Here is a 24059-nt window from a genome sequence, read left to right on the forward strand (position 1 = left end):
GGGCTGTCATGTCGCATGTTTCTGATTTGATCAGCGAGGACATCCTCGCCTACTTGGGCCAGCACGAACGTAAAGAACTGCTGCGCTTTTTGACCTGCGGTAACGTCGATGACGGCAAGAGCACCCTGATCGGGCGCCTGCTGCACGACTCGAAGATGATCTACGAAGATCACCTCGAAGCGATCACCCGCGACTCGAAGAAAGTTGGCACCACCGGTGACGACATCGATCTGGCGTTGCTGGTCGACGGCCTGCAGGCCGAGCGCGAGCAGGGCATCACCATCGATGTCGCCTACCGCTATTTCTCCACCGCCAAACGCAAATTCATCATCGCCGACACCCCCGGCCATGAGCAGTACACCCGCAACATGGCCACCGGAGCGTCCACCTGTGACCTGGCGATCATTCTGGTCGACGCGCGTTACGGCGTGCAGACCCAGACCCGTCGCCACAGCTTCATTGCGTCCTTGCTGGGGATCAAACACATCGTCGTCGCCATCAACAAGATGGACCTGAAAGACTTCGATGAAGGCGTGTTCGAGTCGATCAAGGCTGACTACCTGAAGTTCGCCGAAGGCTTGAAGATGAAGCCGACCAGCATGCACTTCGTGCCGATGTCTGCCCTCAAGGGCGACAACGTGGTGAACAAGTCCGAGCGCTCGCCGTGGTACACCGGCCAGTCGCTGATGGAAATCCTCGAGACCGTGGAAGTGGCGGGCGATCGCAACTTCACCGATCTGCGTTTCCCGGTGCAGTACGTCAACCGTCCGAACCTGAACTTCCGTGGTTTCGCCGGCACCCTGGCCAGCGGCATCGTGCACAAGGGTGACGAAGTCGTGGTGCTGCCGTCGGGCAAAAGCAGTCGGGTGAAATCCATCGTCACCTTCGAAGGTGAATTGGAACACGCCGGTCCAGGTCAGGCCGTAACGCTGACCATGGAAGACGAAATCGACATCTCCCGTGGCGACCTGTTGGTGCATGCCGACAACGTGCCGCCGGTCACCGACAGCTTCGAAGCGATGCTGGTGTGGATGGCTGAAGAGCCGATGCTGCCGGGCAAGAAATACGACATCAAACGCGCCACCAGCTACGTGCCGGGCTCGATTGCCAGCATCGTCAACAAGGTCGACGTGAACACGTTGGAAGAAGGCCCGGCGAGCGCGTTGCAGCTCAACGAAATCGGCAAGGTGAAGATTGCGCTCGACGCGCCGATCGCCCTCGACGGTTACGAAAGCAACCGCACCACCGGCGCGTTCATCGTCATCGATCGCTTGACCAACGGCACCGTCGGCGCCGGCATGATCGTCGCGCAACCGGTGACGCATGGCACTGCCACGCATCACGGCAAACTGGCGCACGTGGCCACTGAAGAACGCGCCCAGCGCTTCGGCCAGCAACCGGCGACCGTGCTGTTCAGCGGCCTGTCGGGCGCGGGCAAGAGCACGCTGGCTTACGCCGTCGAGCGCAAGTTGTTCGACATGGGGCGTGCGGTGTTTGTACTGGATGGTCAGAACCTGCGTCATGACTTGAACAAAGGTCTGCCACAGGATCGCGCCGGGCGTACCGAAAACTGGCGTCGTGCCGCGCACGTCGCGCGTCAGTTCAACGAAGCCGGTTTGCTGACGTTGGCGGCGTTCGTCGCGCCAAGCGCTGAAGGTCGCGAGCAGGCCAAGGATCTGATCGGCAAGGAACGTCTGCTGACGGTCTACGTGCAGGCCTCGCCGGCTGTCTGCGCCGAGCGTGATCCGCAAGGTCTGTATGCCGCCGCTGGCGACAACATCCCGGGCGAATCCTTCCCGTACGACGTGCCGCTGGATGCCGATCTGGTGATCGACACGCAGACGCTGAGTCTGGAAGACAGCGTCAAGCAAGTGCTGGATCTGCTGCGCAAGCGTGGCGCGATCTAAGCGTTAGCGACAAACAAAAAGCCCGCCGATGAGCAATCATCGGCGGGCTTTTTTATTGGGGCCAACTCGGTCCATTGTAGGAGTGAGCCTGCTCGCGATAGCGGTGGATCAGCCACCAACAATGTTGAATGACACACCGCTATCGCGAGCAGGCTCACTCCTACAGGGGGTTAGTGTTTGCCCGGATATTGTGATCGTTCCCACGCTCTGCGTGGGAATGCAGCCCGGGACGCTCCGCGTCCCATCTAAAGCGGACGCAGAGCGTCCAGTGAGGCATTCCCACGAGGAGCGTGGGAACGATCATACGGAAGGATATTCGCGGTGCATCTGTTCGAGCAGCGCATCCTTGTCCAGCCACAGCTGATTGATCCAGCCTTGGAACTGCAGGCGATATTCACCGTCCTGATCGTAGTTCTTGTCAATGAACTGCTGCGGAATCTTCAGTTCTTCAAAGTGCACCACTACATCGCGCACATTACCGCAGAGCAAATCCCAGAACCCCGGACGCCCGGCCGGGTAGTGGATCGTCACGTTGACGATCGACTCCAGCTGTTCGCCCATTGCATCCAGCACAAAGGCGATCCCACCAGCCTTGGGCTTGAGCAAATATTTGAACGGCGACTGCTGCTGCGCATGTTTGCCTTCGGTGAAGCGTGTGCCTTCGACGAAGTTGAAAATCCCCACCGGGTTATTGCGAAATTTCGCACACGTCTTGCGGGTGGTTTCGAGGTCTTTGCCTTTCTTCTCCGGATGCTTGGTCAGATACGCCTTGGAGTAGCGCTTCATGAACGGAAAGCCCAGCGCCCACCACGCCAGACCGATCACCGGCACCCAGATCAGCTCCTGTTTGAGGAAGAATTTCAACGGTTGGATCTTTCGGTTGAGCACGTATTGCAGCACCAGAATATCCACCCAGCTCTGATGATTGCTGGTGATCAGGTACGAGTGTTGGTAATCGAGTCCTTGCAGACCGCTGAGGTGCCAGCGTGTACGCCGAACCAGATTCATCCAGCCCTTGTTGTTGCTGATCCACGCTTCGTGGGTGTGGCTCATCAGCCACAGCGAGGCGCGTCGGGCGAGGTCGAATGGCAGCACTTTGATCAGCGCCACGCAAAACAGAAACGAGCACAGCAGAATCGTATTGAGTGCTAACAGCAGCGAAGCGATCACGCCGCGCACGGGTGCAGGTAGAAAGTCCAGCATTTACACATCCATAGGTCGGTTGGCGGCTTGAATCGCGGTGAGGGCGATGGTGTAGACGATGTCATCGACCTGCGCGCCACGTGGCAAATCGTTCACCGGTTTGCGCAGGCCCTGCAGCATCGGGCCGAGGCTGACGCAATCGGCGCTGCGTTGTACGGCTTTGTGCGTGGTGTTGCCAGTGTTCAGATCGGGGAAGACGAACACCGTGGCGCGACCAGCCACCTGACTGTTTGGCGCCAGTTGCCGGGCGACTTCTGCGTTGGCGGCAGCGTCGTATTGCAGCGGGCCGTCGATCAGCAGCGAGTGCTGTTGTTCGTGGGCGAGCAGGGTGGCCTCGCGGACTTTCTCGACCTCTTCGCCGGTGGCCGATTCGCCGCTGGAGTAACTGATCATTGCCACGCGCGGGGTGATGCCGAAGGCCGCTGCCGAGTCGGCGCTTTGCAGGGCAATCTCGGCCAGTTCGGTGGCACTCGGGTGCGGGTTCATCACGCAGTCGCCGTAAACCAGCACTTCCTCAGGGAAGAGCATGAAGAACACCGACGACACCAGCGTGCAGCCCGGCGCAGTCTTGATCAACTGAAGGGCCGGGCGAATGGTGTTGGCAGTGGTGTTGATCACGCCCGAGACCAGGCCGTCGACCTCGTCCAGCGCCAGCATCATGGTGCCGATCACTACGGTGTCTTCCAGTTGCTGTTCGGCCATCGGCGCGTTGAGGCTTTTAGTCTTGCGCAAGGCAACCATCGGTTCGACATAGCGCTCGCGGATCAGGTCAGGATCGAGGATCTCCAGGCCCGGCGGCAACACGATGCCTTGGGCGCGGGCCACGGCTTCGACATCTTCCGGTTTGGCGAGTAACACGCAGCGGGCGATGCCGCGTTCCTGACAGATTGCCGCCGCTTGCACGGTGAACGGCTCACTGCCTTCAGGCAGGACGATGCGCTTGTTCGCCGCTTGCGCACGCTGGATCAACTGATAGCGGAATACTGCTGGCGACAGGCGCATTTCCCGTGGCGTGCCACAGCGCTGGTGCAGCCATTTGGCATCGAGATGACTGGCGACGAAATCGGTGATGATCTCCGCACGCTCGCGGTCGTCGATCGGTATTTCCTTGTTCAGACCGTTGAGCAGGTTGGCGGTGTCGTAGGAACCGGTGCTCACCGACAGCACCGGCAAACCGGCCTGCAACGCACCACGGCACAGATCCATGATGCGCGGATCGGGCAGGGTGTCGCTGGTCAGCAGCAGGCCGGCCAGCGGCACGCCGTTGATCGCGGCCAGACTGACGGCGAGGATGATGTCGTCGCGATCGCCCGGCGTCACCACCAACACGCCGGGCTTGAGCAGCTCGACGGTGTTGCGCATGGTCCGCGCGCAGATGATGATTTTGGTCATCCGGCGGGTTTCGTAATCACCGGCATTAAGCACTTGTGCACCCATCAGGTCGGCAACATCACGGGTACGTGGTGCGTTGAGTTCCGGCTGATAGGGAATGCAGCCGAGCAGGCGGAAATCACCGCTGCGCAGCAACGGCGAATGCTCCTTCAGGCGCGCAGCGAAGGCGTCCATGCTCTCTTCGGTCTTGACCTTGTTGAGGATCACCCCGAGGACTTTCGGGTCTTTCGGGCCGCCAAACAATTGCGCCTGCAATTCGACACGGCCGGAGAGTTCGGCGAGCACTTCGTTTTCCGGTGCCGAGACCAGAATCACCTCGGCATCCAGGCTCTTGGCCAAGTGCAGATTGACCCGTGCGGCATAGCTGGCGCTGCGGGTCGGCACCATGCCTTCGACGACCAGCACGTCTTTGCCAATGGCGGCTTGCTGATAGAGGGTGATGATTTCTTCGAGCAGCTCATCGAGCTGACCGTCGCCGAGCATCCGCTCGACGTGCGCCAGGCCCAACGGTTGTGGCGGTTTCAACCCGTGGGTGCGCGCCACCAGTTCGGTGGAACGCTCGGGGCCGGTGTCACCCGGATGCGGCTGCGCAATCGGTTTGAAGAAACCGACTTTCAGCCCGGCTCGCTCAAGCGTGCGCACCAGCCCGAGGCTGATGGAGGTCAGACCCACACCAAAATCGGTGGGCGCGATAAAAAAAGTTTGCATGCGAATTCTCTAAAGTTGCATGGCAATGGCGATCGCCTATAGCTGACGACCTACCGAAATTCAGTCGCCAAGGTTATCGCTAACCGAGCCTTGTGCGCACCAACCGCAGGCAAAGGGTTGGCCTATTTTTTCAATACGTTGCGCCGGGTCCAGCACCCAGGCGCGCGATTGCCAGGGCGGCTGATGGCGCAGGTGCTGGGTGTGGCCACAGGAAAGCTCGACGACCCAGTGACCGTCCTCGTCCTGATGAAAGCCTGCGATCGTCGAAACCCGTTTGTCCGGGTTGTGTTCGCTTTCGCGCGATTGCTTCGCTAAACTTGGCCTTTCTATATTCTTATGCAAAAGGTCTCGCCCCATGCTGATCGCCGCCAATAAGGCTGTCTCCATCGACTATACCCTGACCAACGACGCTGGTGAGGTCATCGACAGCTCCGCCGGCGGCGCTCCGCTGGTCTACCTGCAAGGCGCAGGCAACATCATCCCGGGCCTGGAAAAAGCTCTGGATGGCAAAGCTGTTGGTGACGAGCTGGAAGTTTCCGTTGAGCCGGAAGACGCTTACGGCGAATACGCCGCCGAGCTGGTCAGCACCCTGAGCCGCAGCATGTTCGAAGGCGTTGACGAGCTGGAAGTCGGCATGCAGTTCCACGCTTCGGCGCCGGACGGCCAGATGCAAATCGTCACCATCCGTGACCTCGACGGCGATGACGTGACCGTTGATGGCAACCACCCACTGGCCGGTCAGCGCCTGAACTTCAAAGTGAAGATCGTTGACATCCGTGATGCCAGCCAGGAAGAAATCGCTCATGGCCACGTCCATGGCGAAGGTGGCCATCACCACTGATTTTCTGCGCTAAGCTTCGAGTACTGGAGAGGCGCCTGCGGGCGCCTTTTTAGTCCGCGGCTGTCCTTGGTGACCTCGCCAAGTGGCTGTTTCGAGTAGAACACGGGAATCTTGGAGTTCGTCATGAGTGCTTTTCACGACCTTAAGTTGACAGCCCTGGATGGTCAGGAGCTACCGCTGGCGCCGTTCAAGGGCCAAGTCGTGCTGGTGGTCAACGTCGCCTCCAAATGCGGCTTGACTCCACAGTACGCGGCGCTGGAAAACCTCTATCAGCAATACAAAGGCAAAGGTTTCAGCGTGCTGGGCCTGCCGTGCAACCAGTTTGCCGGCCAGGAACCAGGTACCGAACAGGAAATTCAGGATTTCTGCAGCCTCAACTATGGCGTGACGTTTCCGTTGTCGAGCAAGCTTGAAGTCAACGGTCATGATCGTCACCAGCTCTACCGTCTGCTGGCGGGCGAGGGCGCGGAGTTTCCTGGGGACATCACCTGGAATTTCGAGAAGTTTCTGCTCGGCAAGGACGGCCGCGTGCTGGCGCGGTTCTCGCCGCGCACGGCGCCGGATGATCCGACCATTGTGCATGCGATTGAAAAAGCGCTGAGCTGAAACAGCAAGATCAAAAGATCGCAGCCTTCGGCAGCTCCTACAGGTGACCTCAAACCCCGTGTAGGAGCTGCCGGAGGCTGCGATCTTTTGCTTTGCGTCTTTTAATCCTTAATCACCCAAATCAATAGTGCTGTTCAAAGGGTTCGCGTCTCCATATTATCGCCGTCATAAAACCTTCTCTGTGGAGTCCTTCGATGCCCGTTCAAGCCCTGTTCAAACCGTTCCAACTCGGTGCCCTCGAACTGCCAACCCGCGTGGTCATGGCGCCGATGACTCGCTCCTTTTCCCCGGGCGGCGTGCCTAATTCGAAAGTCATCGAGTACTACCGTCGTCGCGCCGCCGCGGGCGTTGGCCTGATCATCACCGAAGGCACTACCGTCGGCCACATTGCCTCCAACGGTTATCCGAACGTACCGCAGTTCTTTGGCGACGCGCCATTGGCCGGCTGGAAGAAAGTCGTCGACGCGGTTCACGCCGAAGGCGGCAAGATTGTTCCGCAACTGTGGCACGTGGGCAGCGTGCGCCGAATCGGCACCGAGCCGGACGCTAGCGTGCCGGGTTACGGTCCGTCGGAAAAAATCAAAGACGGTCAGGTCGTGGTGCACGGCATGACTAAACAAGACATTCAAGATGTGATCGCAGCCTTCGCCCAAGCGGCCAAAGATGCACAAAGCATCGGCATGGACGGCGTGGAAATCCACGGCGCCCACGGTTATCTGATCGACCAGTTTTTCTGGGAGGGCAGCAACCAGCGCACCGACGAATACGGTGGCAGCCTTGCCAACCGTTCGCGTTTCGCCATCGAACTGATTCAAGCCATACGTGCAGCGGTCGGCGAAGGTTTCCCGATCATCTTCCGTTTCTCGCAGTGGAAACAGCAGGATTACACCGCACGTCTGGTGCAAACCCCGGAAGCGCTGGGTGAATTCCTCAAGCCGCTGTCTGACGCTGGCGTGGATATTTTCCACTGCTCGACGCGCCGCTTCTGGGAGCCGGAATTTGACGGTTCCGAGCTGAACCTGGCCGGCTGGACCCGCAAACTCACCGGCAAGCCGACCATCACCGTTGGCAGTGTTGGCCTTGATGGCGAGTTCCTGCAATTCATGGTCAACACCGACAAGGTCGCGCAACCGGCCAGTCTGGAGAATCTGCTGGAGCGTCTGAATAAAGAGGAGTTCGATCTGGTGGCGGTGGGGCGTGCGTTGCTGGTCGATCCGGATTGGGCGCAGAAAGTCCGCGAAGGGCGTGAGCAGGATATTTTGCCGTTCAGCCGTGAGGCGTTGATGACGCTGGTTTAACCAGCGGCTGTACTGACGCCATCGCGAGCAGGCTCACTCCTACAATTGGAATGCATTCCCCTGTAGGAGTGAGCTTGCTCGCGATAGCGGTCTCCAAGTCGCCTGGATTCAAGGCAATGTCTGCGCATTCGGCACCACTTGCTCCCCCACACAAGCCCCGCGCAAATGCTTTTCAAACTGCTCGATAACCGCCGGCCAGCCCTGGCGACTCGCATGCTGGCGCGCATTCAGGCGCACGCAGCGCAACCTCTCATCCTCTTCCAGCAACCATGCCGCCGCCTCGCAAAAGGCTTGCTCATCACCAGGCATCGCCAGCACGCCGTTGTAGCCATGGCGAATATGCTGCGCCGCCGCAGCCTGATCGTAAGCCACCACACCCAGTCCCGAGGCCAGTGCCTCCAGCACCACATTGCCGAAGGTTTCGGTCAGACTCGGAAATAGAAACAAATCTCCAGACGCATAGTGCGCCGACAACGCTTCACCGCGCTGCGCACCGCAGAAAACCGCCCCGGGCAAATCCTTTTCCAGCGCCAGCCGTTGCGGTCCGTCACCGACCACGATCAGTTTCAGATTGCGCTGTGGATAAGTGTCACGCAGGTTTTCGAAGCAGCGTTTGAGCAGGCCAAGGTTCTTCTCCGGCGCGAGTCGTCCTACGTGAATCACCGCAATGTCCTGCTCGGACAGGCCCCATTGCTCACGCAAGGCATTCAGCCGTTTGCTCGGATGAAACAACTGGCTGTCCACACCACGCGACAACAGCGCCAAGCGCTCGAAATGCCGCCGTTCCAGTTCCAGGCGCTGGCTGACGCTCGGCACCAACGTCATGGCCGAGCGATTGTGAAACCAGCGCAGATAATGCGTGAGCATCCGCGTCAGCAGACCGAGCCCGTATTGGCTGGTGTATTGCTGAAAATTGGTGTGAAACCCACTGACCACCGAAATCCCCAGACGTCGCGCCGCACGCAGGGCCGATAACCCGAGCGGTCCCTCCGTGGCGATATACAGCACATCGGGACGCTGGCGCTTCCAGCGCCGCAGCAGTTTGTGCATCGACGACTGACCCCATTGCAGCCCCGGATATCCCGGCAACGGCCAGCCCCGACACAGTAGCAGCGCGTCATCTTCACTGCGCTGCGGATCACCGGCCTGACGCGGCCGCACCAGTTCAACCTGATGCCCACGCGCGCGCAGTCCATCGCACAAGCGGCCAAGGGTATTGGCCACCCCGTTGATTTCCGGTGGGAAGGTTTCGCTGATCAGAGTGATATGTAGAGCTGTCGTCATGACCCCAGTGTCGACTGAGGCCATGTCGTCATTGTGTCGAGTTGATGATGGATTGATGACAGTCACTGGCCCCGCTGGGCTCAATATTTTCGCCAGTCGGTCGTTAGCCTTGATTGAACGTTTGAACCAAGGAAATGGCTATGGCGGAAAATGTCTACGCGTCCCCTGAGGCGAATCTGTGGAACGAAGATGTGCAGGCTGCGGGATTTTACGTGGTTGCCAGATGGAAATTCATTCTGCTGTCGGTGCTCAGTTTTGGCCTGTATTTCTATTATTGGTCGTACAAAAACTGGAGCCTGTACAAGCAGCGGACGCAGGAAGAGCTGTGGCCTGTGGCGCGCGGTATCTTCTATATATTTTTCGTGCACAGGCTGTATCGTCATGCAGACAAAACGATTCACGACAGCGGCCGAAAATCCAGCTGGGATCTTGAGCAGTGGGCAACGGTGTTTGTTGTATTGACGTTGCTTGCAGTGGTGCTCGATAAACTATCGAGCCATTTCGAAGGCTTGTTGTACCTGAGTTTGTTTGCTATGGCACTGCTGCCGCTCAGAGCTTATGTCGCCAGTGAAGGCCAGCAACTGATCAACCTGGCCGCCAACGATCCGCAAGGCTTGGGCAACAACCGCCTGAATGCCTGGAATTTTTTGATCATCGTTCCAGGCATCGGCCTGTGGGCATTGGTGCTGATCGGGACGTGGAGCTTTTTCCACTGAGGCAGCGGCAAAACAACAGCGTCTGGCTCAGGCCTTTTCCTGAGCCAGCACCTCGCCACCGCGCTCACGCACCCAGAACAAGGTCGCCCCGGCCACAGCCGCCGGCATCATCAGGATGTTGACCACCGGAATCAGCAGCACCAGATAGACGATCCCGCCGAAACTCATGCTCTGCCAGCGCTTCTGCCGCAGCCAGGCGAGCATCTCGTTCCAGCCGAGTTTGTGGTTGTCCGCCGGGTAGTCGATGTACTGGATCGCCATCATCCACACGCCGAACAACAGCCACAGCGGTGCAGCAATGATATTCACCACCGGGATGAACGAGAGAATGAACAGTCCGATCGCCCGTGGCAGGAAGTAGCCGAGTTTGCGCATTTCCCGGGCGAGGGTGCGCGGGACCATCGCGATCAGTTCGCCCCAGCTGAACGCCGGGAAGTCATCAGTGCCGCGTACCACCACTTCGACTTTCTCGGCAAGGAAGCCGTTGAACGGTGCGGCGATTACGTTGGCCAGCATGGTGAAAGTGAAGAACACCATCAGCGCCACTAGCACTACAAACAGTGGCCAGAGGATGTAGCTGAGGAAACTCAGCCATTCGGGCAGCGAGGGCATCAGCGTATCGACCCACAGGCTGAACTGGTGGCCGGCCAGATAAATCAATCCGACGAACAGCACCAGGTTGATCGCCAGCGGCAGCAAAACGAACAGGCGCAAGCCAGGGCTGAGAACCAGTTTGAGGCCTTCGCGCAGGTATTGCGGGCCGGACAGAACAGGGGCGGGCATAAGGTGCTCCGAGCAAGGGAAAACGCGCCGACCTTACCGGCTTTGCAACGACGGCGAAAGCGCGGTAGAGCGATCGACATTCACTGTAACAAAGACGTCCATCTCGTCAGTGTGTCGGCATAGAGACCACCTATGAGCTGGATTGTTAAACCGTATTTCCTTAATCTTGCCCCCCTCGATACGCTGCACCCAACTTTTTACAGGACTGTCGAGCTCAAGCCTTCCCCAAGGTTTTCCACGGTCCTTTTTTATTCCCGCCGGCAGTCCGGCGATCCGTGCCAGTTTTTCGGCCCGGTCAACAGGAGCAGGTCATGTCTGAAGTCCGTCATTCGCGAGTGATTATTCTCGGTTCCGGCCCTGCCGGTTACAGCGCTGCGGTATACGCGGCCCGTGCCAACCTCAAGCCACTGCTGATCACCGGCATGCAGGCTGGCGGTCAACTGACCACCACTACTGAAGTCGACAACTGGCCGGGCGACGTTCACGGCCTGACGGGTCCAGCCCTGATGGAGCGGATGCGCGAGCACGCCGAGCGTTTTGAAACCGAGATCGTTTTCGATCACATCAACGCCGTGGACTTCGCTGCCAAGCCGTACACCCTGACCGGCGACAGCGCGACCTACACTTGCGACGCCCTGATCATCGCCACCGGTGCCAGCGCGCGTTACCTGGGCCTGCCATCGGAAGAAGCGTTCATGGGCAAAGGCGTTTCCGCCTGCGCAACCTGCGACGGTTTCTTCTACCGCAACAAGCCTGTTGCAGTGGTCGGCGGCGGCAACACCGCTGTTGAAGAAGCACTGTACCTGGCCAACATCGCCAGCACCGTGACCCTGATCCACCGTCGCGAAACCTTCCGCGCCGAGAAGATCCTGATCGACAAGCTCAACGCTCGCGTCGCTGAAGGCAAGATCATCCTCAAGTTGAACGCCAACCTCGACGAAGTGTTGGGCGACAACATGGGCGTGACCGGTGCGCGCCTGAAGAACAACGATGGCAGCTTCGACGAAATCACCGTCGACGGCGTGTTCATCGCCATTGGTCACACCCCGAACACCTCGCTGTTCGAAGGCCAGTTGACCCTCAAAGACGGTTATCTGGTGGTGCACGGCGGCCGTGAAGGCAATGCTACGGCGACCAGCGTCGAAGGCATCTTCGCTGCCGGTGACGTGGCTGACCACGTTTACCGTCAGGCGATCACCTCGGCCGGCGCCGGCTGCATGGCGGCACTGGACACCGAGCGTTACCTGGACGGTCTGCAGAACGCTTCGTTCTAAATCGCAGACATAAAAAAACCGGCCAGATTGGCCGGTTTTTTTGTGCCCGATCGTTCCCACGCTCTGCGTGGGAACGCAGCCGGGGACGCTCCGCGTCCCAATGGACGCAGAGCGTCCGATGAAGCATTCCCACGCGGAGTGTGGGAACGATCAGATAGTGTTGGATCTGTATCAGCGGCGGGTCAGGGGTTGAGCGGTGAATTTGACGCCGGCCAGACCATGCTGGATCAACGCACGGATATTGCCGTGATCACTGCCCTCAGGTGTCGCCACTACCGAGCGGTAATGCTCGCCGAACGCCAACAGCGCTTCTTCATCGCTCAGGCCTTCCAGCAGCGCCAGACCCAGGGTCTTGCAAGAACCTTCGTTCTGCCCGGCGGCGTTTTCCACGCCACCGTTGTTGAACGCCTGCGGCTGATAGTCGTAACCGGCGGCGATGAAGGCCAGCGTGTCGGCGAAAGCGTGTTCGCCGCTCTTGAGGCTGGCGCGCAGGGTGTTCAGATCACTCATGGGTTTTTCCTTTGGCGAACGCGGCTTGTTGCTCGGCGTTGGCTTCTTGCTGAAATTGGGCTTTCCACTCGGCGTACGGCATGCCGTAAACCACTTCGCGGGCGTCGTCGAGGCTGATCTCGATCTGGCGCTCGTCGGCTTCGGCCTTGTACCACTTCGACAGGCAGTTGCGGCAGAACCCGGCAAGGTTCATCAGGTCGATGTTCTGCACGTCCTTGCGGCTGTCCAGGTGGGCGACCAGGCGGCGGAAGGCGGCAGCTTCGAGTTCGAGGCGTTGTTGCTCGTTCATGGGAGTCTCTGCGAGACAGCTTCAAGCGACGAGCTTCAAGCTGCAAAATGGGTGGCGGTGATACGAAGTTTACAGCTTGCCGCTTGAAGCTTGAAGCTAGCGGCTCGCTGCAAGCGTGATTGACACCGACTCGGCAAAACGCAGCGCGTGCGGCTTGTCGACTTCGACTTCGGCATACAGCACTGAACCGTTGCTCATCACCAGATCGAGCAACTCCTGCGTCAGGCGTTCGAGCAGCGCAAAGCGGTTGCCCTCGACGTGGGCGATGATCGCTTTGGTGATCGTGCGGTAATTCAGCGCGTGGTCGATATCATTGTCACGCACCGCCTCCTGCGCGGCGTACAGAATGGTCAGGTTGATCAGCACATCCTGCTTGTTGAGGATTTCGTCCTCGTTGATCCCGATAAAGGTGCGCAAGCGCAGATCCTTGACCCGGATGCGCGCCATTCCCGGCTGAAGTTGTGGCATTTACTTGCTCCGTCCAATCAATTGCAGGAACTCCTGGCGGGTGTTGCTCGACTCGCGGAACGCGCCGAGCATGACCGAGGTGTTCATGGTCGAATTCTGTTTCTCGACACCGCGCATCATCATGCACATGTGTCTGGCCTCAATGACGACCGCGACGCCGGCGGCATCGGTGACCTGTTGCACTGCGTCGGCGATTTGTCGGGTGAGGTTTTCCTGAATCTGCAGGCGCCGGGCGAACATGTCCACCAATCGCGCGATTTTCGACAGACCCAGCACCTTGCCCGTCGGAATATAAGCCACATGGGCCTTGCCGATGAAGGGCAGCAGGTGATGTTCGCACAAAGAATACAACTCGATGTCGGCGACGATGATCATCTCGTCACTGTTCGAGGCAAACAGCGCGCCGTTGACGATCTCATCGACGCTCTGTTCGTAACCATGACACAGGTATTGCATGGCCTTGGCCGCGCGCACCGGGGTGTCTTGCAGTCCTTCGCGGTCGGGATCTTCACCCAGGTCAATGAGGATTTCGCGGTAATTCTCGGGCAGTGAGCGGGTCATGGACATCCTCGCGAGTCGGCTTACTTGACGTGCCGTCCGCCGTTGACGGTCAGGGTCGTACCGGTGACATAGGGATTGTCGAGCAGATAGCGCAGGCTCTGGTAGATCACTTCGCTGCCGGGTTCGATGCCCAGCGCGGACTTGGCCAGTGCCTTGGCGCGGTACGCCGCGTCGTCGTCGGGGTTGAACAATAGCAGGGCCGGGGCGATGCCGTTGACCTTGATGGTCGGCGCATAGCGGGCGGCGAAGGACAGGGTCAGGCTGTCGAGCCCGGCCTTGGTGGCGCAATAACCGATGTGCTTGCTGCTGCCTTTGCGGGTGACATCGTCGCTGATATGGATGATGTCGGCGGGCGTCGAGCGTTGCAGTAATTCGCCACAGTGCAGGTTGATCAGGTACGGCGCGAGCATGTGCAGATTGAACATGCGCGTGAAGGCTTCGGCCTCGCTGTCCGGGGTTTCGGCCAGCCACTCGGAAGCATTGTGCACGATGGCGCGCAAGCTCTCGGTGTGGGTTTTCAATGTTTCGATGAAGGCGAGAATCCCGGCTTCGCTGGAGAAGTCGGCGAACAGGCCGATGGCGCCCAGATCGCGCAGTGTCTGCACGCCGGGGCGTTCGCTACGGTAGGTGAAGATGACGCGATAGCCTTCTTCGAGTAACCGCTGCGCGCAATGCAGGCCGACACGCTGGCCGGCACCGGTGATGAGGATCGGGGCTGAGGAATCAGGCATGAACGGCTCGCATCGCGGTGGGAGCAAAAACTATAACAGCGACGAGCCTGAAAAGATTGCAGCCTGCGGCAGCTCCTACCTTGGTCTGTGTTCAGTCCTGTAGGAGCTGTCGATTGCAACGAGGCTGCGATCTTTAATGTTTCTGAGGTGTCGCCGAAACAGGCAGGCGCACCGGGGTGCTGTTCAGCCAGTTCGCCAGCAAGCGCGTCGACAGCGGAATAAAGAAGTAAACCATCAGCGGCGTCAGGCACGCCGTGCTGATCAATACGCGCGGCAACAAACTCATGTCAGCGAGCAACGGGCCGAGGATAAAGTTGAACAACAGTGACACCGGAAAAAACGCCAGCCAGATCGCGACAGCCTGCTTCCAGCGCGGTGGACGCTGACCGGCCGCGCCGAACCAGCCTTCGATGCCACTGACCCGATGCTCTTTCGGATGGGCGAACAGATCACTGCCACGGCTCAACCACGCGGTGCGTGAAACCGAATGCTCCCACGCATGCAACGTCTGCTCATCGACAAAGCGGAAAATGATCTGGAATTCGTTATCGCCGGGTGGCGGTGCAAGCACGCCAGAACCCAGGTAACCGGGGAAATCTGTGGCCAGTTGTTCGCCTTCGCGCAGCCAGGCGATCAGATCCTGATAGCGACCATCGGCGACGCGACGCGCTACCATCAGCGTGACGGGGGAAGTAGACATTATGTATCTCCGTATTTCTATCGCGTCGCTCCGGGTAGGAGTTTCGCCTGACGCAGGGCCGGGGTAGAGGCCTGCGTTTTCAACAAGCAAGGATTATTCCGGTTTTTCACGATTAAACCAGCGACTTTCGTCGCATTTCATCACTTGAAACCGATCGGGGCATAAGCGTTAGAATGGGATCCAATTGAACCGACATGGAAGTTGAGCGCCATATGCCTGTGATCACCGACGCAAGCCCTGCTTTGGAGGCATCTGTCGCGCTTGAGCGCGCCGATCTGTTCCCGATCCGCGAGGTTGCGCGCCTCACCGGTGTAAACCCGGTGACCTTGCGCGCCTGGGAGCGCCGCTATGGTTTGATTCAGCCGACACGCACCGAAAGTGGGCATCGGCTCTATTCGATGACCGATATCGAGCGCGTGCGCAGCATCGTCGACTGGATTGATCGCGGTGTCGCCGTGAGCAAAGTCGGCAAGATCCTCGCCAAGACCGAACCGATGAAAGTGCTGGCGCACATCATCCCCGATGATCTGGTGCAGGCTGATTACCTGCAGTGGCAGGAAGAGATTCAGCAGGCGGTCAGTGCGTTCGACGACCAGCAACTGGACCGCGTCTATGGGCAGATTTTCTCTTCATACTCATTGCCGGTGGTATTTCAGGACATCCTCATGCCTTTGTGGCTGCAATTGTTGCAGCGCCAGGAGGCTTTCGGGCAAACCAGCGAGTGGCTGTTCTTCGATGGATTCCTGCGGGCGCGGGTATTGCAGCGGATCGTCATGCTGCGTGGTACGCAACCGCGCCGAGTGATCGTCAGCGCGCTGGCCGGGCAATGTCGAGAGCTGGAGTTGTTGGTGGCGGCGCTGTTTCTCAGCGACAGCAATTCCGGTGTTCGGGTGCTGACCACAGGCCAGCCATTCGATGAGCTGACGTTGGTGTGCGAAAAGATCAAACCTGATGCACTCGTGCTGTTTTCCAATCACGCGCCCAGCGCCGAATTGCCTCGGCGTTTGAACCGGTTGGCATTGAGTCTCGATTGTCAGTTGATGCTGGCGGGCGACGCTTCGGATCTGGCGCAGGACAGCCTGGCCGGATCCTCTGTTGCCTGTCTGGGCAATGAAGGCGCGAACATGCGTCAGCGCATGCTGCAGTTTCTGGCCGGCAATCTGGATACCTGAAACTCAGGTGTGAAGGGCGGGATGCGTCAGGCGATGTTGCTGCAGGATGAACTGGCGTAGACGTTCGGTTTCATCGGTGTCGGTCTGGCTCAGTTCGTAGGCGTAGAAGCCGCTCTCGGTTTCCCGTTCGAAATTGCCGCGCAATGAAATCCGCTCGTAACCCGAAGGGCTGAACCACAGGGCGAAATGCTTGGGCGGTTTGGTCTTGTTGCGCACTTCCAGCAGCACACCTTTGTGCGAAACCTCGTGGACCCATAAGGTACCCGGCTGACCTTTGGCGTTTTCCAGAGCTACCGGCTCTTCGAGAGTCAAACGCCATGGCCGCACCATCGGGCCGTCTTCGTAAATACTCGGTACGCCAAGACGCAGGTGCAACGCGTGAAACTCGTCTTCGACCAGATGCAACGGGAAGGTCATCTGCTGATTTTCGAAGTTGGCCTGAATGGTCACTTGCTCGTGAGCGGCCAGACGCGTGAGCAAATCACGGATCTGCGAACCGCCGTTAACCAGCAGACTCGACGTCGCATCCCGCACGTTCAGTTGCGGGTTGTGCTGCATGGTCTGGATGAAATCCAGCTCATCCTGAGTGAGGAGGGCGTCGCGCTGCATGGCTAACTCGAAAGATATAGATACAAAGTCATTGGTGATTGTAGTTAATGACACTTAGTTCGCGATTTTGTTTTGACCGTTTGTCGCTTTCAATGCAGCCAGTTCTGCTTTGAGGGCAACGACCTCAGCTTCCAGTTGAATCACGCGCTGTTGTGCCTTGACCTGAACGGTGACGTCCTTCTGCACGCCAACGAAATATGTCTGCCCGTCTTCGACGTTTTTCACCGTCGAAATCGACAGTTCATTCCAGAACGGCGTACCGTCCTTGCGATAGTTACGCAGGATTTCCCGGCACGAGCCGCCGTTATCCAGCGTCTCGCGAATCAGTTTCAGGCTGTCCTGATCGCGGTCTCCAGACTGCAGAAAGCGGCAGTCCTGATAGAGGATTTCCTCACTGGTGTAGCCGGTCAGTCGTTCAAAGGCCGGGTTCACATAGATCAGGATATCGTTCTGTTCACCTTCTTTCTCCGCGACCACTATCCCGTCATTCGACGCATTGATCACCATTTGCAGCAGACTGGCGTTGATCATCTTTGAATCCTTTCAGAGTTGTCAGTGGCAGGCATTCTAGAAGAACCGCACGGCCTGTCTACTGGCCATTACCGCCAATTGAGATCCAGTCGCAGCTTTGCGCTTGAGACTGTTACTATCGCGGCTCTTTTTTTTCAGTTTCAGGATCAGATTGATGAAAGTCGCCATCCTCTCCGGTTCGGTCTACGGCACCGCCGAAGAAGTCGCCCGTCACGCCGAGAACCTGTTGAAAGCCGCTGGCTTTGAAACCTTCCACAACTCGCGCGCCAGCCTGGCCGACATCCAGGCGTTCGGCCCTGAAGCATTGCTTGCGGTGACCTCGACCACCGGCATGGGCGAATTGCCCGACAACCTGCAACCGCTGTACTCAGCGATTCGCGACCAGTTGCCCGCCGCACTGCTCGGTTTGCCGGGCGCAGTGATTGCCTTGGGCGACGCCAGTTACGGCGACACTTTCTGCGGCGGTGGCGAGCAAATGCGTGAACTGTTCGGCGAGCTGGGTGTGCGCGAAGTGCAAGAGATGCTGCGCATCGACGCCAGCGAAAGCGTCACCCCGGAAACCGACGCCGAGCCTTGGCTGGCGCAGTTGATCGACACGCTCAAGGGCTGATTCCACGCTCGCGCAACAGCGCCAGCCATGCCTGCGCCGCTTTTGACAGATACGCGCCGCGCCGCCAGATAAACGCGATATCCCAACGCAGATAATCCGGCGCGCGTAAGGTCAGGCGCACCACGCCTGGCCGCACCAGACCGCGTGCAACCACGCTGGGCAGCAGCACCACGCCTTGCCCGGCGGCCACCAGCGCCGCAAGAAAATCCGCCTGACCGCTGCGCCCGCCTTCCTTCGGCGTAAAGCCCAGTTGCTGGCACGCCTGCAGCAAGCGGTCGTTGAGCACGAAGCTGCGCTGATAGAGCAGAAAGGGCGTCTCGGCCAATTCCTCCAGACCGATTTCACCTCGATCGGCCAGTGGGTGATCCACCGGCAGCAGGGCGTCGAGTTGCTCATCGCAAAACGGCTGACAGTCGAATTGCGGATCCTTTGGCAACAGACTGCCGCCCAACTCCAGTTCACCGCTCAGCACAGCCTGCTCGATGTTGCGGCTACCGCCCTCGAGCAACTGGATGCTGATATTCGGATAGCGCCGCCGGTATTCGGCAAACAGTTCGGCGAATAGCGCGTCGCTGCCGAGTAATGGCAGGCCGAGGCGCAACTCTCCGCGTGCCAAATGACTCAGGTCATCCAGCTCCGCGAGCAGTTCGTTGCGCAAGCGCAGCATGCCTTCGGCCCGTTGCAGCACCACGCTGCCAGCGGCCGTCAGGCGCAATTGCGAACCCAGCCGCTCCAGCAAAGGCGTGCCGAGACTTTGTTCCAGTTGCGCGATCTGTTTGCTCACCGCTGACTGGCTGATGTGCAGGGTTTTTGCGGCTTGGGTAAAACCGCCTTGATGCATGACTTCGACAAAGCTGCGCAGTTGTTTGAATTCCATTGTCCGATTCCATTTTGGAATGGTGTTGAGTCTAACAATTCGCTTCGGGGATGGCAGGGCGCTTCGTAAAATAAGCGCCTGTCTGGAGCAAAATCATGAACGCCGTCCCGCTCAAACATCTGTCTCGTCTTCTCGCTGAACTCGCTGTATTGCTCGGCCTCTACTTGCTCGGCTGCCAACTCGCGGTCTGGCTGGCGTGGCCGATTCCTGGTGGTGTGATCGGTATGGCGCTGTTGCTGCTGGCCTTCGCCTTTGGCTGGATAAAACCCGCCGCCCTGCAATTGGGCGCAGGGTTGCTGATGGCCGAGATGTTGTTGTTCTTCATTCCGGCGCTGATGAGCCTGCTCGACTATGGCGCACTGTTGCGCAATGACGGCTGGCGAATCCTGTTGGTGATCGCCGCCAGTACATTGATGGTCATGCTGGTGACGGCTTTGACCGTAGAACTTGCCGTGCGCATGAGGCGTTCCCATGAAGCTTGAATGGATGCCGATGTTCTGGCTGGCCTTCACCCTGTTGGCGTACCTGTTCAGCCGCTGGATTTATCGGCGCACTGGGCACTACGTGTTGTCGCCGCTGATCCTGGTGCCGGCGTTGCTGTTGGCGCTCGCTGTGCCGTTGCACACCGCTTATGCCGAATATTCCAGCAACACCCATTGGCTGATGCGGGTGCTCGGCCCGGTCACTGTCGCGTTTGCTGTGCCGATCTGGCAGCAGCGGCGCTTGCTGATGCGGCATTGGTCGGCGCTGCTGTTGGGCATGGTTGCCGGCAGTGCGGCGTCGATCGGCACTTCATTCTGGCTGGCCAGGGCGCTGGCGCTCGACAGCTCGGTGACGCTGTCACTGGTGCCGCGTTCGATCACCACACCGTTCGCCATGCCGCTGGCGCAGGACCTCGGCGGCGTGCCGGAGTTGACCGCGGTATTCGTGATGTTCACCGGTGTGTTCGGGGCGATGCTCGGCGGCGTGTTGTTGAAGTGGTTGCCGTTGCGCAGTGCCTTGGCGCGCGGCGCGTTGTTCGGGGTTGGCGCGCATGGTGCCGGTGTCAGTCGGGCCCATGAAGTGGGCGGCGAAGAAGGCTCTGTCGCCGGGCTGGTGATGGTTTTGACCGGGTTGCTCAATCTATTTGCCGCGCCTTTGTTGGCGTCGTGGCTTTGACATGGATCCAAGGAGTTTGCCTGGCTGACCCGCTCAGTCATCAAGCTGGCTGGCAATGCAACTACGCAATGCTCTGCGCCTGACTAGACTGCTCGTACGTGCAGAACAATAAGAACGCAGAGGTGCATACAGTGAGCGTAGCCCCCGTCCAATCGTCCCTTAATGTCAAAGACCAGGTCAGTGCCGCAGAGTGGCAGACCCGTGTCGATCTCGCCGCTTGTTATCGTCTGGTCGCGCTGCATGGCTGGGACGATCTGATCTTCACCCATATTTCCGCCAAGGTGCCGGGCACCGAAGATTTCCTGATCAACCCGTTTGGTCTGATGTTTCATGAGATCACCGCGTCGAGCCTGGTGAAAGTCGATCAGGCCGGCAACAAACTCATGGACAGCCCTTACGAAATCAACCCCGCCGGCTACACCATCCACAGCGCCGTGCACGAAGTGCGGCACGATGTGGTTTGCGTGCTGCATACCCACACCGCTTCCGGTGTCGCGGTGTCGGCGCAAAAGCAGGGCGTGTTGCCGATCAGCCAGCAGTCGCTGTTCGTGCTTTCGAGCCTGGCCTATCACGGCTACGAAGGCGTGGCGCTGAACCACGAAGAGAAGGCGCGCCTGCAAGCCGATCTTGGCGAGAACAATTTCCTGATGCTGCACAACCACGGTCTGCTGACCTGTGGCGGCACCATCGCCGACACTTTTCTGATGATGTTCACCTTCCAGCGCGCCTGCGACATTCAGGTCATGGCGCAAACCGGTGGCGCTGAACTCATCGCCATCGAACCGCAAATCCTGGCAGGCGCCAAAGCGATGATCGCCGGTGTCACCAAAAGTGCTCAAGGCATGGGTGGCGCGCTGGCCTGGCCAGCGTTGCTGCGCAAACTCGATAAACAAGACCCCGGATATAAACTCTAATGCCTCTTGCCGAGATTCCTCTGTGTGTCTGGCGTAAACGCAGCCAGACGTTTGTTTTTCGTGGCCAGCCGATCCGCTATTGGACGGCGGGGCAGGGTGAGCCGCTGTTGCTAATCCACGGTTTCCCGACCGCCAGTTGGGATTGGCATTATCTGTGGCAGCCGCTGGCCCAGCGATATCGAGTGATTGCCTGCGACATGCTGGGCTTTGGTGATTCGGCCAAACCGCTCAATCACACCTACAGCCTTTTGGAGCAGGCTGACCTGCAGCAGGCATTGCTCGCGCATCTGCAGGTCGGGCAACCGGTTCACTTGCTTGCTCACGACTACGGCGACAGCGTTGCCCAGGAACTGCTCGCCAGGCACTACGAAGACAAGATCGAGATCGCCAGTTGCGTGTTACTCAACGGCGGGTTGTTTCCGGAAACCCATCGCCCGGTGCTGATGCAGAAACTGCTGCTCAGCCCGTTGGGCTGGATGATCGGTCGTGCGTTCACTCGCGATGCTCTGGTGAAAAGCTTCCGGCAGATCTTCGGCCCGCAAACCCGGCCGAGCGAAAGCGAGCTGGACGATTTCTGGAGCCTGGTCGACAGCAATCGCGGGCCACGGATCATGCACAAGTTGATCAGCTACATTCCCGAACGCCGTGTGCAGCGTGATCGCTGGGTGACGGCGATGCAGCGCGGCGAAATCCCGTTACGGGTGATCGATGGCGAAGTCGATCCGATTTCCGGGGCGCACATGGTCGAGCGTTACCGTGAATTGATCCCCGACGCCGACACGGTGTTGCTGCCGGGCATCGGCCACTATCCACAGACCGAGGCGCCGGTGCAGGTGCTCAAGCATTATCTGGAGTTTCGCGATCGTTTTGTGCTGCCACCGCGCAAAGTCGCCTGCTCCTGAAAGATCAAAAGATCGCAGCCTGCGGCAGCTCCTACATTGAATTTGTGTAGGCGCTGCCGCAGGCTGCGATCTTTTGATCTTTTGATCTTTTGATCTTTTGATCTTTTGATCTTTTGATCTTTTGACGCCTTCATCATCCCCCAACCTTATCGCACACCATTCAGCCTCAGCCGTGTTCGTTGTGACCAAAAGCCGCGTGCCTGACACTCGGGGTCATTACTGGCCTGCTGGAGTTGCTGCGATGAATGAGTCTGTGCGTTTCGAAGAAAAAGTCGTCATCGTCACCGGAGCCGGTGGTGGCCTCGGACGCGCCCACGCATTGCTGTTCGCCAAACAGGGCGCCAAAGTGTTGGTCAACGACCTCGGCGGCTCGACCCAGGGCGAGGGCGCCAATGCGTCCGCTGCCGACCGCGTCGTCGCCGAAATCCGCGAGGCCGGCGGCATTGCCGAAGCCAACCACGACTCAGTCACCGACGGCGACAAACTGGTGCAAAACGCCCTTGATGTCTTCGGTCGCGTCGACGTCGTGGTGAACAACGCCGGGATCCTGCGCGACAAGACCTTCCACAAAATGGACGACGCCGACTGGGATCTGGTTTACCGCGTCCACGTCGAAGGCGCCTACAAAGTCACCCGCGCCGCGTGGCCACACCTGCGCGAGCAAAACTACGGCCGGGTAATCTTCACCGCCTCGACCTCAGGCATCTACGGCAACTTCGGCCAGTCCAACTATGGCATGGCCAAACTGGGTCTTTACGGTTTGACCCGCACCCTGGCCATCGAAGGTCGCAAGAACAACATCCTCGTCAACGCCATCGCGCCTACCGGCGGGACCCGCATGACCGAAGGCTTGATCCCGCCGCAAGTATTCGAGCAATTGAAGCCAGAACTGGTCAGCCCGCTGGTGGTATATCTGGCTAGTGAACAATGCCAGGAAACGTCAGGGCTGTTCGAAGTCGGTGGCGGCTGGATGGGCAAGGTGCGTTGGGAGCGCAGCCTCGGTGCCGGCTTTGATCCGCACGTAGGCTTCTCGCCGGAAGATGTCGCGGCGCACTGGCAGCAGATTTGTGATTTCGAAGGGGCGGCGCATCCGAAGGACAATATTGAGGCGTTGAAAGAGATGATGGCGAATTTGCAGAAGTATTCGCTTTAAGAAACGTTTGAGCCTCGCTGCGTTCTGGATGCGGCGAGGCTCCTTCTATTACTCCTCGTACCGCTTATCAATCATGAATTCCGGGATTTCCCAGTTTGGACCCGGAATGGCAACAGCCGCATTACCCTCAGCCAGTACACCCTCACGAAATAATTCCTCGTATGTTCTCCACAATTCACCGCGCGCGATAACTTCAAAACGATAACGTCCGAACAGTGTGTCGATGGAGGGAAATGCCAAACCGATAGCCAAAACTGATAACAAATCTCTGAGATTTTCTTGCCTGACAGCTTGTTCGAGTTTGGCAGTCGAACTCTTGGATCTGCTGACGCATTCAAATGCTTCCAATTCTTGTTTTTTCGCCGCGTCGATGGCCTCTTCCGTATAGCGTAATGACTCATCGTCGCTCAGTTTGAAGTCTTCAAGTGTGGCGGTATGGAGGTTATTCCAAAGGGACGGATTACTTTTGGGAATGTAGTCGTCGGCGAATCCCATCGCTCTGAATCGCTCCATCATTCGAAGTGAATAGGCATAGAACCGTCGATCGGTATCGGTCATCTCGAGCTTGCGCTCCAGTATGGCGTCAAGACGCTTGATCATGATGAGGTTGGCTGTAGACCCTTTTCCTTCAATTTTTATTTCGGCGCCCTCAACAAAACTTTGCTCCAACATTCGTTTTACTCACTGCGAATTTTTCGGTTTGCGGAGCAATTAACCTACATCAGCTTTCGAACGGAAATATCTGCATCAATCGTCAGTAATGACCTGCCTGGTTGTATGAATAATGTGGAAAGCGGTTTGATAGCTTGGCATTAAAAGACCAAAAGGATATTTCCTACAGCAATGGGGGGATCTTCCCGCT

Annotated in this window: 28 protein-coding genes; 13 read left to right on the plus strand and 15 right to left on the minus strand. The window is 58.6% G+C overall.

Going from position 1 to position 24059, the window contains the following annotated elements; all coding sequences use genetic code 11:
- Window positions 1-8 precede the first annotated feature (8 nt).
- Window positions 9-1907 (plus strand): sulfate adenylyltransferase subunit CysN, encoded by a 1899-nt coding sequence (gene cysN, locus LOY43_RS04490; protein WP_258709256.1) that lies wholly within the window; start codon window positions 9-11, stop codon window positions 1905-1907.
- Between the two features lie 300 nt (window positions 1908-2207).
- Here cysN and LOY43_RS04495 read toward each other — a convergent pair whose 3' ends face one another.
- Genes LOY43_RS04495 through LOY43_RS04505 form a run of 3 tightly spaced genes read right to left on the minus strand, consistent with a single transcriptional unit; the run spans window position 2208 to window position 5597 of the window.
- Window positions 2208-3110 (minus strand): acyltransferase, encoded by a 903-nt coding sequence (locus LOY43_RS04495; protein WP_095125402.1) that lies wholly within the window; start codon window positions 3108-3110, stop codon window positions 2208-2210.
- Window positions 3111-5210, minus strand: a complete 2100-nt coding sequence (pta, locus tag LOY43_RS04500; protein ID WP_008085028.1) for a phosphate acetyltransferase — start codon at window positions 5208-5210, stop codon at window positions 3111-3113.
- Between the two features lie 60 nt (window positions 5211-5270).
- On the minus strand, window positions 5271-5597 hold the full coding sequence (locus LOY43_RS04505; protein WP_093436299.1) for a DUF3565 domain-containing protein: 327 nt from the start codon (window positions 5595-5597) through the stop codon (window positions 5271-5273).
- Between LOY43_RS04505 and LOY43_RS04510 the strand changes: the two genes are divergently transcribed.
- The 3 genes from LOY43_RS04510 (at window position 5566) to LOY43_RS04520 (ending at window position 7955) form a co-directional block, all read left to right on the plus strand.
- Window positions 5566-6051 carry a peptidylprolyl isomerase gene (locus LOY43_RS04510; protein ID WP_008085027.1) on the plus strand — a complete coding sequence of 162 codons (486 nt, stop codon included), beginning with the start codon at window positions 5566-5568 and terminating at the stop codon, window positions 6049-6051. The genes LOY43_RS04505 and LOY43_RS04510 overlap by 32 nt on opposite strands.
- A 123-nt stretch (window positions 6052-6174) precedes the next feature.
- Window positions 6175-6657: a glutathione peroxidase gene (locus tag LOY43_RS04515; protein ID WP_095049765.1), complete on the plus strand. Its 483-nt coding sequence runs from the start codon at window positions 6175-6177 to the stop codon at window positions 6655-6657.
- A gap of 194 nt (window positions 6658-6851) precedes the next feature.
- On the plus strand, window positions 6852-7955 hold the full coding sequence (locus LOY43_RS04520) for an NADH:flavin oxidoreductase (protein ID WP_095049766.1): 1104 nt from the start codon (window positions 6852-6854) through the stop codon (window positions 7953-7955).
- Between the two features lie 108 nt (window positions 7956-8063).
- Here the strand turns inward: LOY43_RS04520 and LOY43_RS04525 are convergent, their stop codons facing one another.
- Window positions 8064-9263: a glycosyltransferase family 1 protein gene (locus LOY43_RS04525; protein WP_095049767.1), complete on the minus strand. Its 1200-nt coding sequence runs from the start codon at window positions 9261-9263 to the stop codon at window positions 8064-8066.
- Between the two features lie 116 nt (window positions 9264-9379).
- Here LOY43_RS04525 and LOY43_RS04530 point away from each other — a divergent pair, with 116 nt between their 5' ends.
- Entirely contained in the window at window positions 9380-9955 is a 576-nt protein-coding gene (locus LOY43_RS04530) for a hypothetical protein (protein WP_258709257.1), read from the plus strand.
- Between the two features lie 27 nt (window positions 9956-9982).
- Here LOY43_RS04530 and cysZ read toward each other — a convergent pair whose 3' ends face one another.
- Window positions 9983-10738: a sulfate transporter CysZ gene (gene cysZ, locus LOY43_RS04535; protein WP_095125404.1), complete on the minus strand. Its 756-nt coding sequence runs from the start codon at window positions 10736-10738 to the stop codon at window positions 9983-9985.
- A 311-nt stretch (window positions 10739-11049) separates the two neighbouring features.
- On the opposite strand from cysZ, the gene trxB reads away from it, so the two are divergent.
- Complete coding sequence (gene trxB, locus LOY43_RS04540; protein WP_007912350.1) at window positions 11050-12012, plus strand: thioredoxin-disulfide reductase; 963 nt, start codon at window positions 11050-11052, stop codon at window positions 12010-12012.
- Between the two features lie 171 nt (window positions 12013-12183).
- Here trxB and LOY43_RS04545 read toward each other — a convergent pair whose 3' ends face one another.
- From LOY43_RS04545 to LOY43_RS04570, 6 genes are all read right to left on the minus strand, one after another.
- Entirely contained in the window at window positions 12184-12522 is a 339-nt protein-coding gene (locus LOY43_RS04545; RefSeq protein ID WP_047299789.1) for a HopJ type III effector protein, read from the minus strand.
- Window positions 12515-12811: a DUF1244 domain-containing protein gene (locus LOY43_RS04550; RefSeq protein ID WP_093436032.1), complete on the minus strand. Its 297-nt coding sequence runs from the start codon at window positions 12809-12811 to the stop codon at window positions 12515-12517. Before LOY43_RS04550 ends, LOY43_RS04545 begins: the two co-directional genes overlap by 8 nt.
- Window positions 12812-12907: 96 nt before the next feature.
- Entirely contained in the window at window positions 12908-13279 is a 372-nt protein-coding gene (gene folX, locus LOY43_RS04555; RefSeq protein ID WP_007914273.1) for a dihydroneopterin triphosphate 2'-epimerase, read from the minus strand.
- Window positions 13280-13840: a GTP cyclohydrolase I FolE gene (gene folE, locus LOY43_RS04560; protein ID WP_218251773.1), complete on the minus strand. Its 561-nt coding sequence runs from the start codon at window positions 13838-13840 to the stop codon at window positions 13280-13282. It lies immediately after the preceding gene.
- A gap of 20 nt (window positions 13841-13860) precedes the next feature.
- The gene (gene folM / locus LOY43_RS04565) at window positions 13861-14571 is read right to left on the minus strand and encodes a dihydromonapterin reductase (protein WP_258709258.1); all 711 of its coding nucleotides are present in this window, start codon (window positions 14569-14571) and stop codon (window positions 13861-13863) included.
- Between the two features lie 133 nt (window positions 14572-14704).
- Window positions 14705-15271, minus strand: a complete 567-nt coding sequence (locus LOY43_RS04570; protein WP_258709259.1) for an antibiotic biosynthesis monooxygenase — start codon at window positions 15269-15271, stop codon at window positions 14705-14707.
- 212 nt (window positions 15272-15483) lie between these two features.
- Here LOY43_RS04570 and LOY43_RS04575 point away from each other — a divergent pair, with 212 nt between their 5' ends.
- Window positions 15484-16443, plus strand: a complete 960-nt coding sequence (locus tag LOY43_RS04575; protein WP_258709260.1) for a MerR family transcriptional regulator — start codon at window positions 15484-15486, stop codon at window positions 16441-16443.
- Window positions 16444-16446: 3 nt separating this feature from the next.
- Here the strand turns inward: LOY43_RS04575 and LOY43_RS04580 are convergent, their stop codons facing one another.
- Both LOY43_RS04580 and LOY43_RS04585 read right to left on the minus strand, forming a co-directional pair.
- Entirely contained in the window at window positions 16447-17052 is a 606-nt protein-coding gene (locus LOY43_RS04580; protein ID WP_016987019.1) for a hypothetical protein, read from the minus strand.
- A gap of 54 nt (window positions 17053-17106) precedes the next feature.
- Window positions 17107-17583, minus strand: coding sequence for a PAS domain-containing protein (locus tag LOY43_RS04585; protein ID WP_095049774.1), 477 nt, complete (start codon window positions 17581-17583; stop codon window positions 17107-17109).
- 154 nt (window positions 17584-17737) lie between these two features.
- Here LOY43_RS04585 and LOY43_RS04590 point away from each other — a divergent pair, with 154 nt between their 5' ends.
- A complete protein-coding gene (locus LOY43_RS04590; protein ID WP_095049775.1) occupies window positions 17738-18193 on the plus strand; it encodes a flavodoxin in 456 nt (151 codons plus the stop codon).
- On the opposite strand, the gene LOY43_RS04595 is transcribed toward LOY43_RS04590, so the two are convergent.
- A complete protein-coding gene (locus tag LOY43_RS04595; protein WP_093436058.1) occupies window positions 18183-19070 on the minus strand; it encodes a LysR family transcriptional regulator in 888 nt (295 codons plus the stop codon). The two genes, LOY43_RS04590 and LOY43_RS04595, sit on opposite strands and share 11 nt — an antisense overlap.
- A gap of 95 nt (window positions 19071-19165) precedes the next feature.
- Between LOY43_RS04595 and LOY43_RS04600 the strand changes: the two genes are divergently transcribed.
- The 5 genes from LOY43_RS04600 (at window position 19166) to LOY43_RS04620 (ending at window position 23197) form a co-directional block, all read left to right on the plus strand.
- Window positions 19166-19552, plus strand: a complete 387-nt coding sequence (locus tag LOY43_RS04600) for a CidA/LrgA family protein (RefSeq protein ID WP_258709261.1) — start codon at window positions 19166-19168, stop codon at window positions 19550-19552.
- Window positions 19542-20228, plus strand: coding sequence for an LrgB family protein (locus LOY43_RS04605; RefSeq protein WP_095125407.1), 687 nt, complete (start codon window positions 19542-19544; stop codon window positions 20226-20228). Before LOY43_RS04600 ends, LOY43_RS04605 begins: the two co-directional genes overlap by 11 nt.
- 131 nt (window positions 20229-20359) lie before the next feature.
- Window positions 20360-21142 (plus strand): class II aldolase/adducin family protein, encoded by a 783-nt coding sequence (locus LOY43_RS04610; RefSeq protein WP_093436071.1) that lies wholly within the window; start codon window positions 20360-20362, stop codon window positions 21140-21142.
- Window positions 21142-22044: an alpha/beta fold hydrolase gene (locus LOY43_RS04615; protein WP_258709262.1), complete on the plus strand. Its 903-nt coding sequence runs from the start codon at window positions 21142-21144 to the stop codon at window positions 22042-22044. Before LOY43_RS04610 ends, LOY43_RS04615 begins: the two co-directional genes overlap by 1 nt.
- 241 nt (window positions 22045-22285) lie before the next feature.
- Complete coding sequence (locus LOY43_RS04620; protein WP_095049781.1) at window positions 22286-23197, plus strand: SDR family oxidoreductase; 912 nt, start codon at window positions 22286-22288, stop codon at window positions 23195-23197.
- A gap of 48 nt (window positions 23198-23245) precedes the next feature.
- Here LOY43_RS04620 and LOY43_RS04625 read toward each other — a convergent pair whose 3' ends face one another.
- Window positions 23246-23869, minus strand: a complete 624-nt coding sequence (locus LOY43_RS04625; protein WP_258709263.1) for a hypothetical protein — start codon at window positions 23867-23869, stop codon at window positions 23246-23248.
- Window positions 23870-24059 lie beyond the last annotated feature (190 nt).

The sequence above is a fragment of the Pseudomonas sp. B21-041 genome (assembly GCF_024748675.1).
GTDB lineage: Bacteria > Pseudomonadota > Gammaproteobacteria > Pseudomonadales > Pseudomonadaceae > Aquipseudomonas > Aquipseudomonas neuropathica.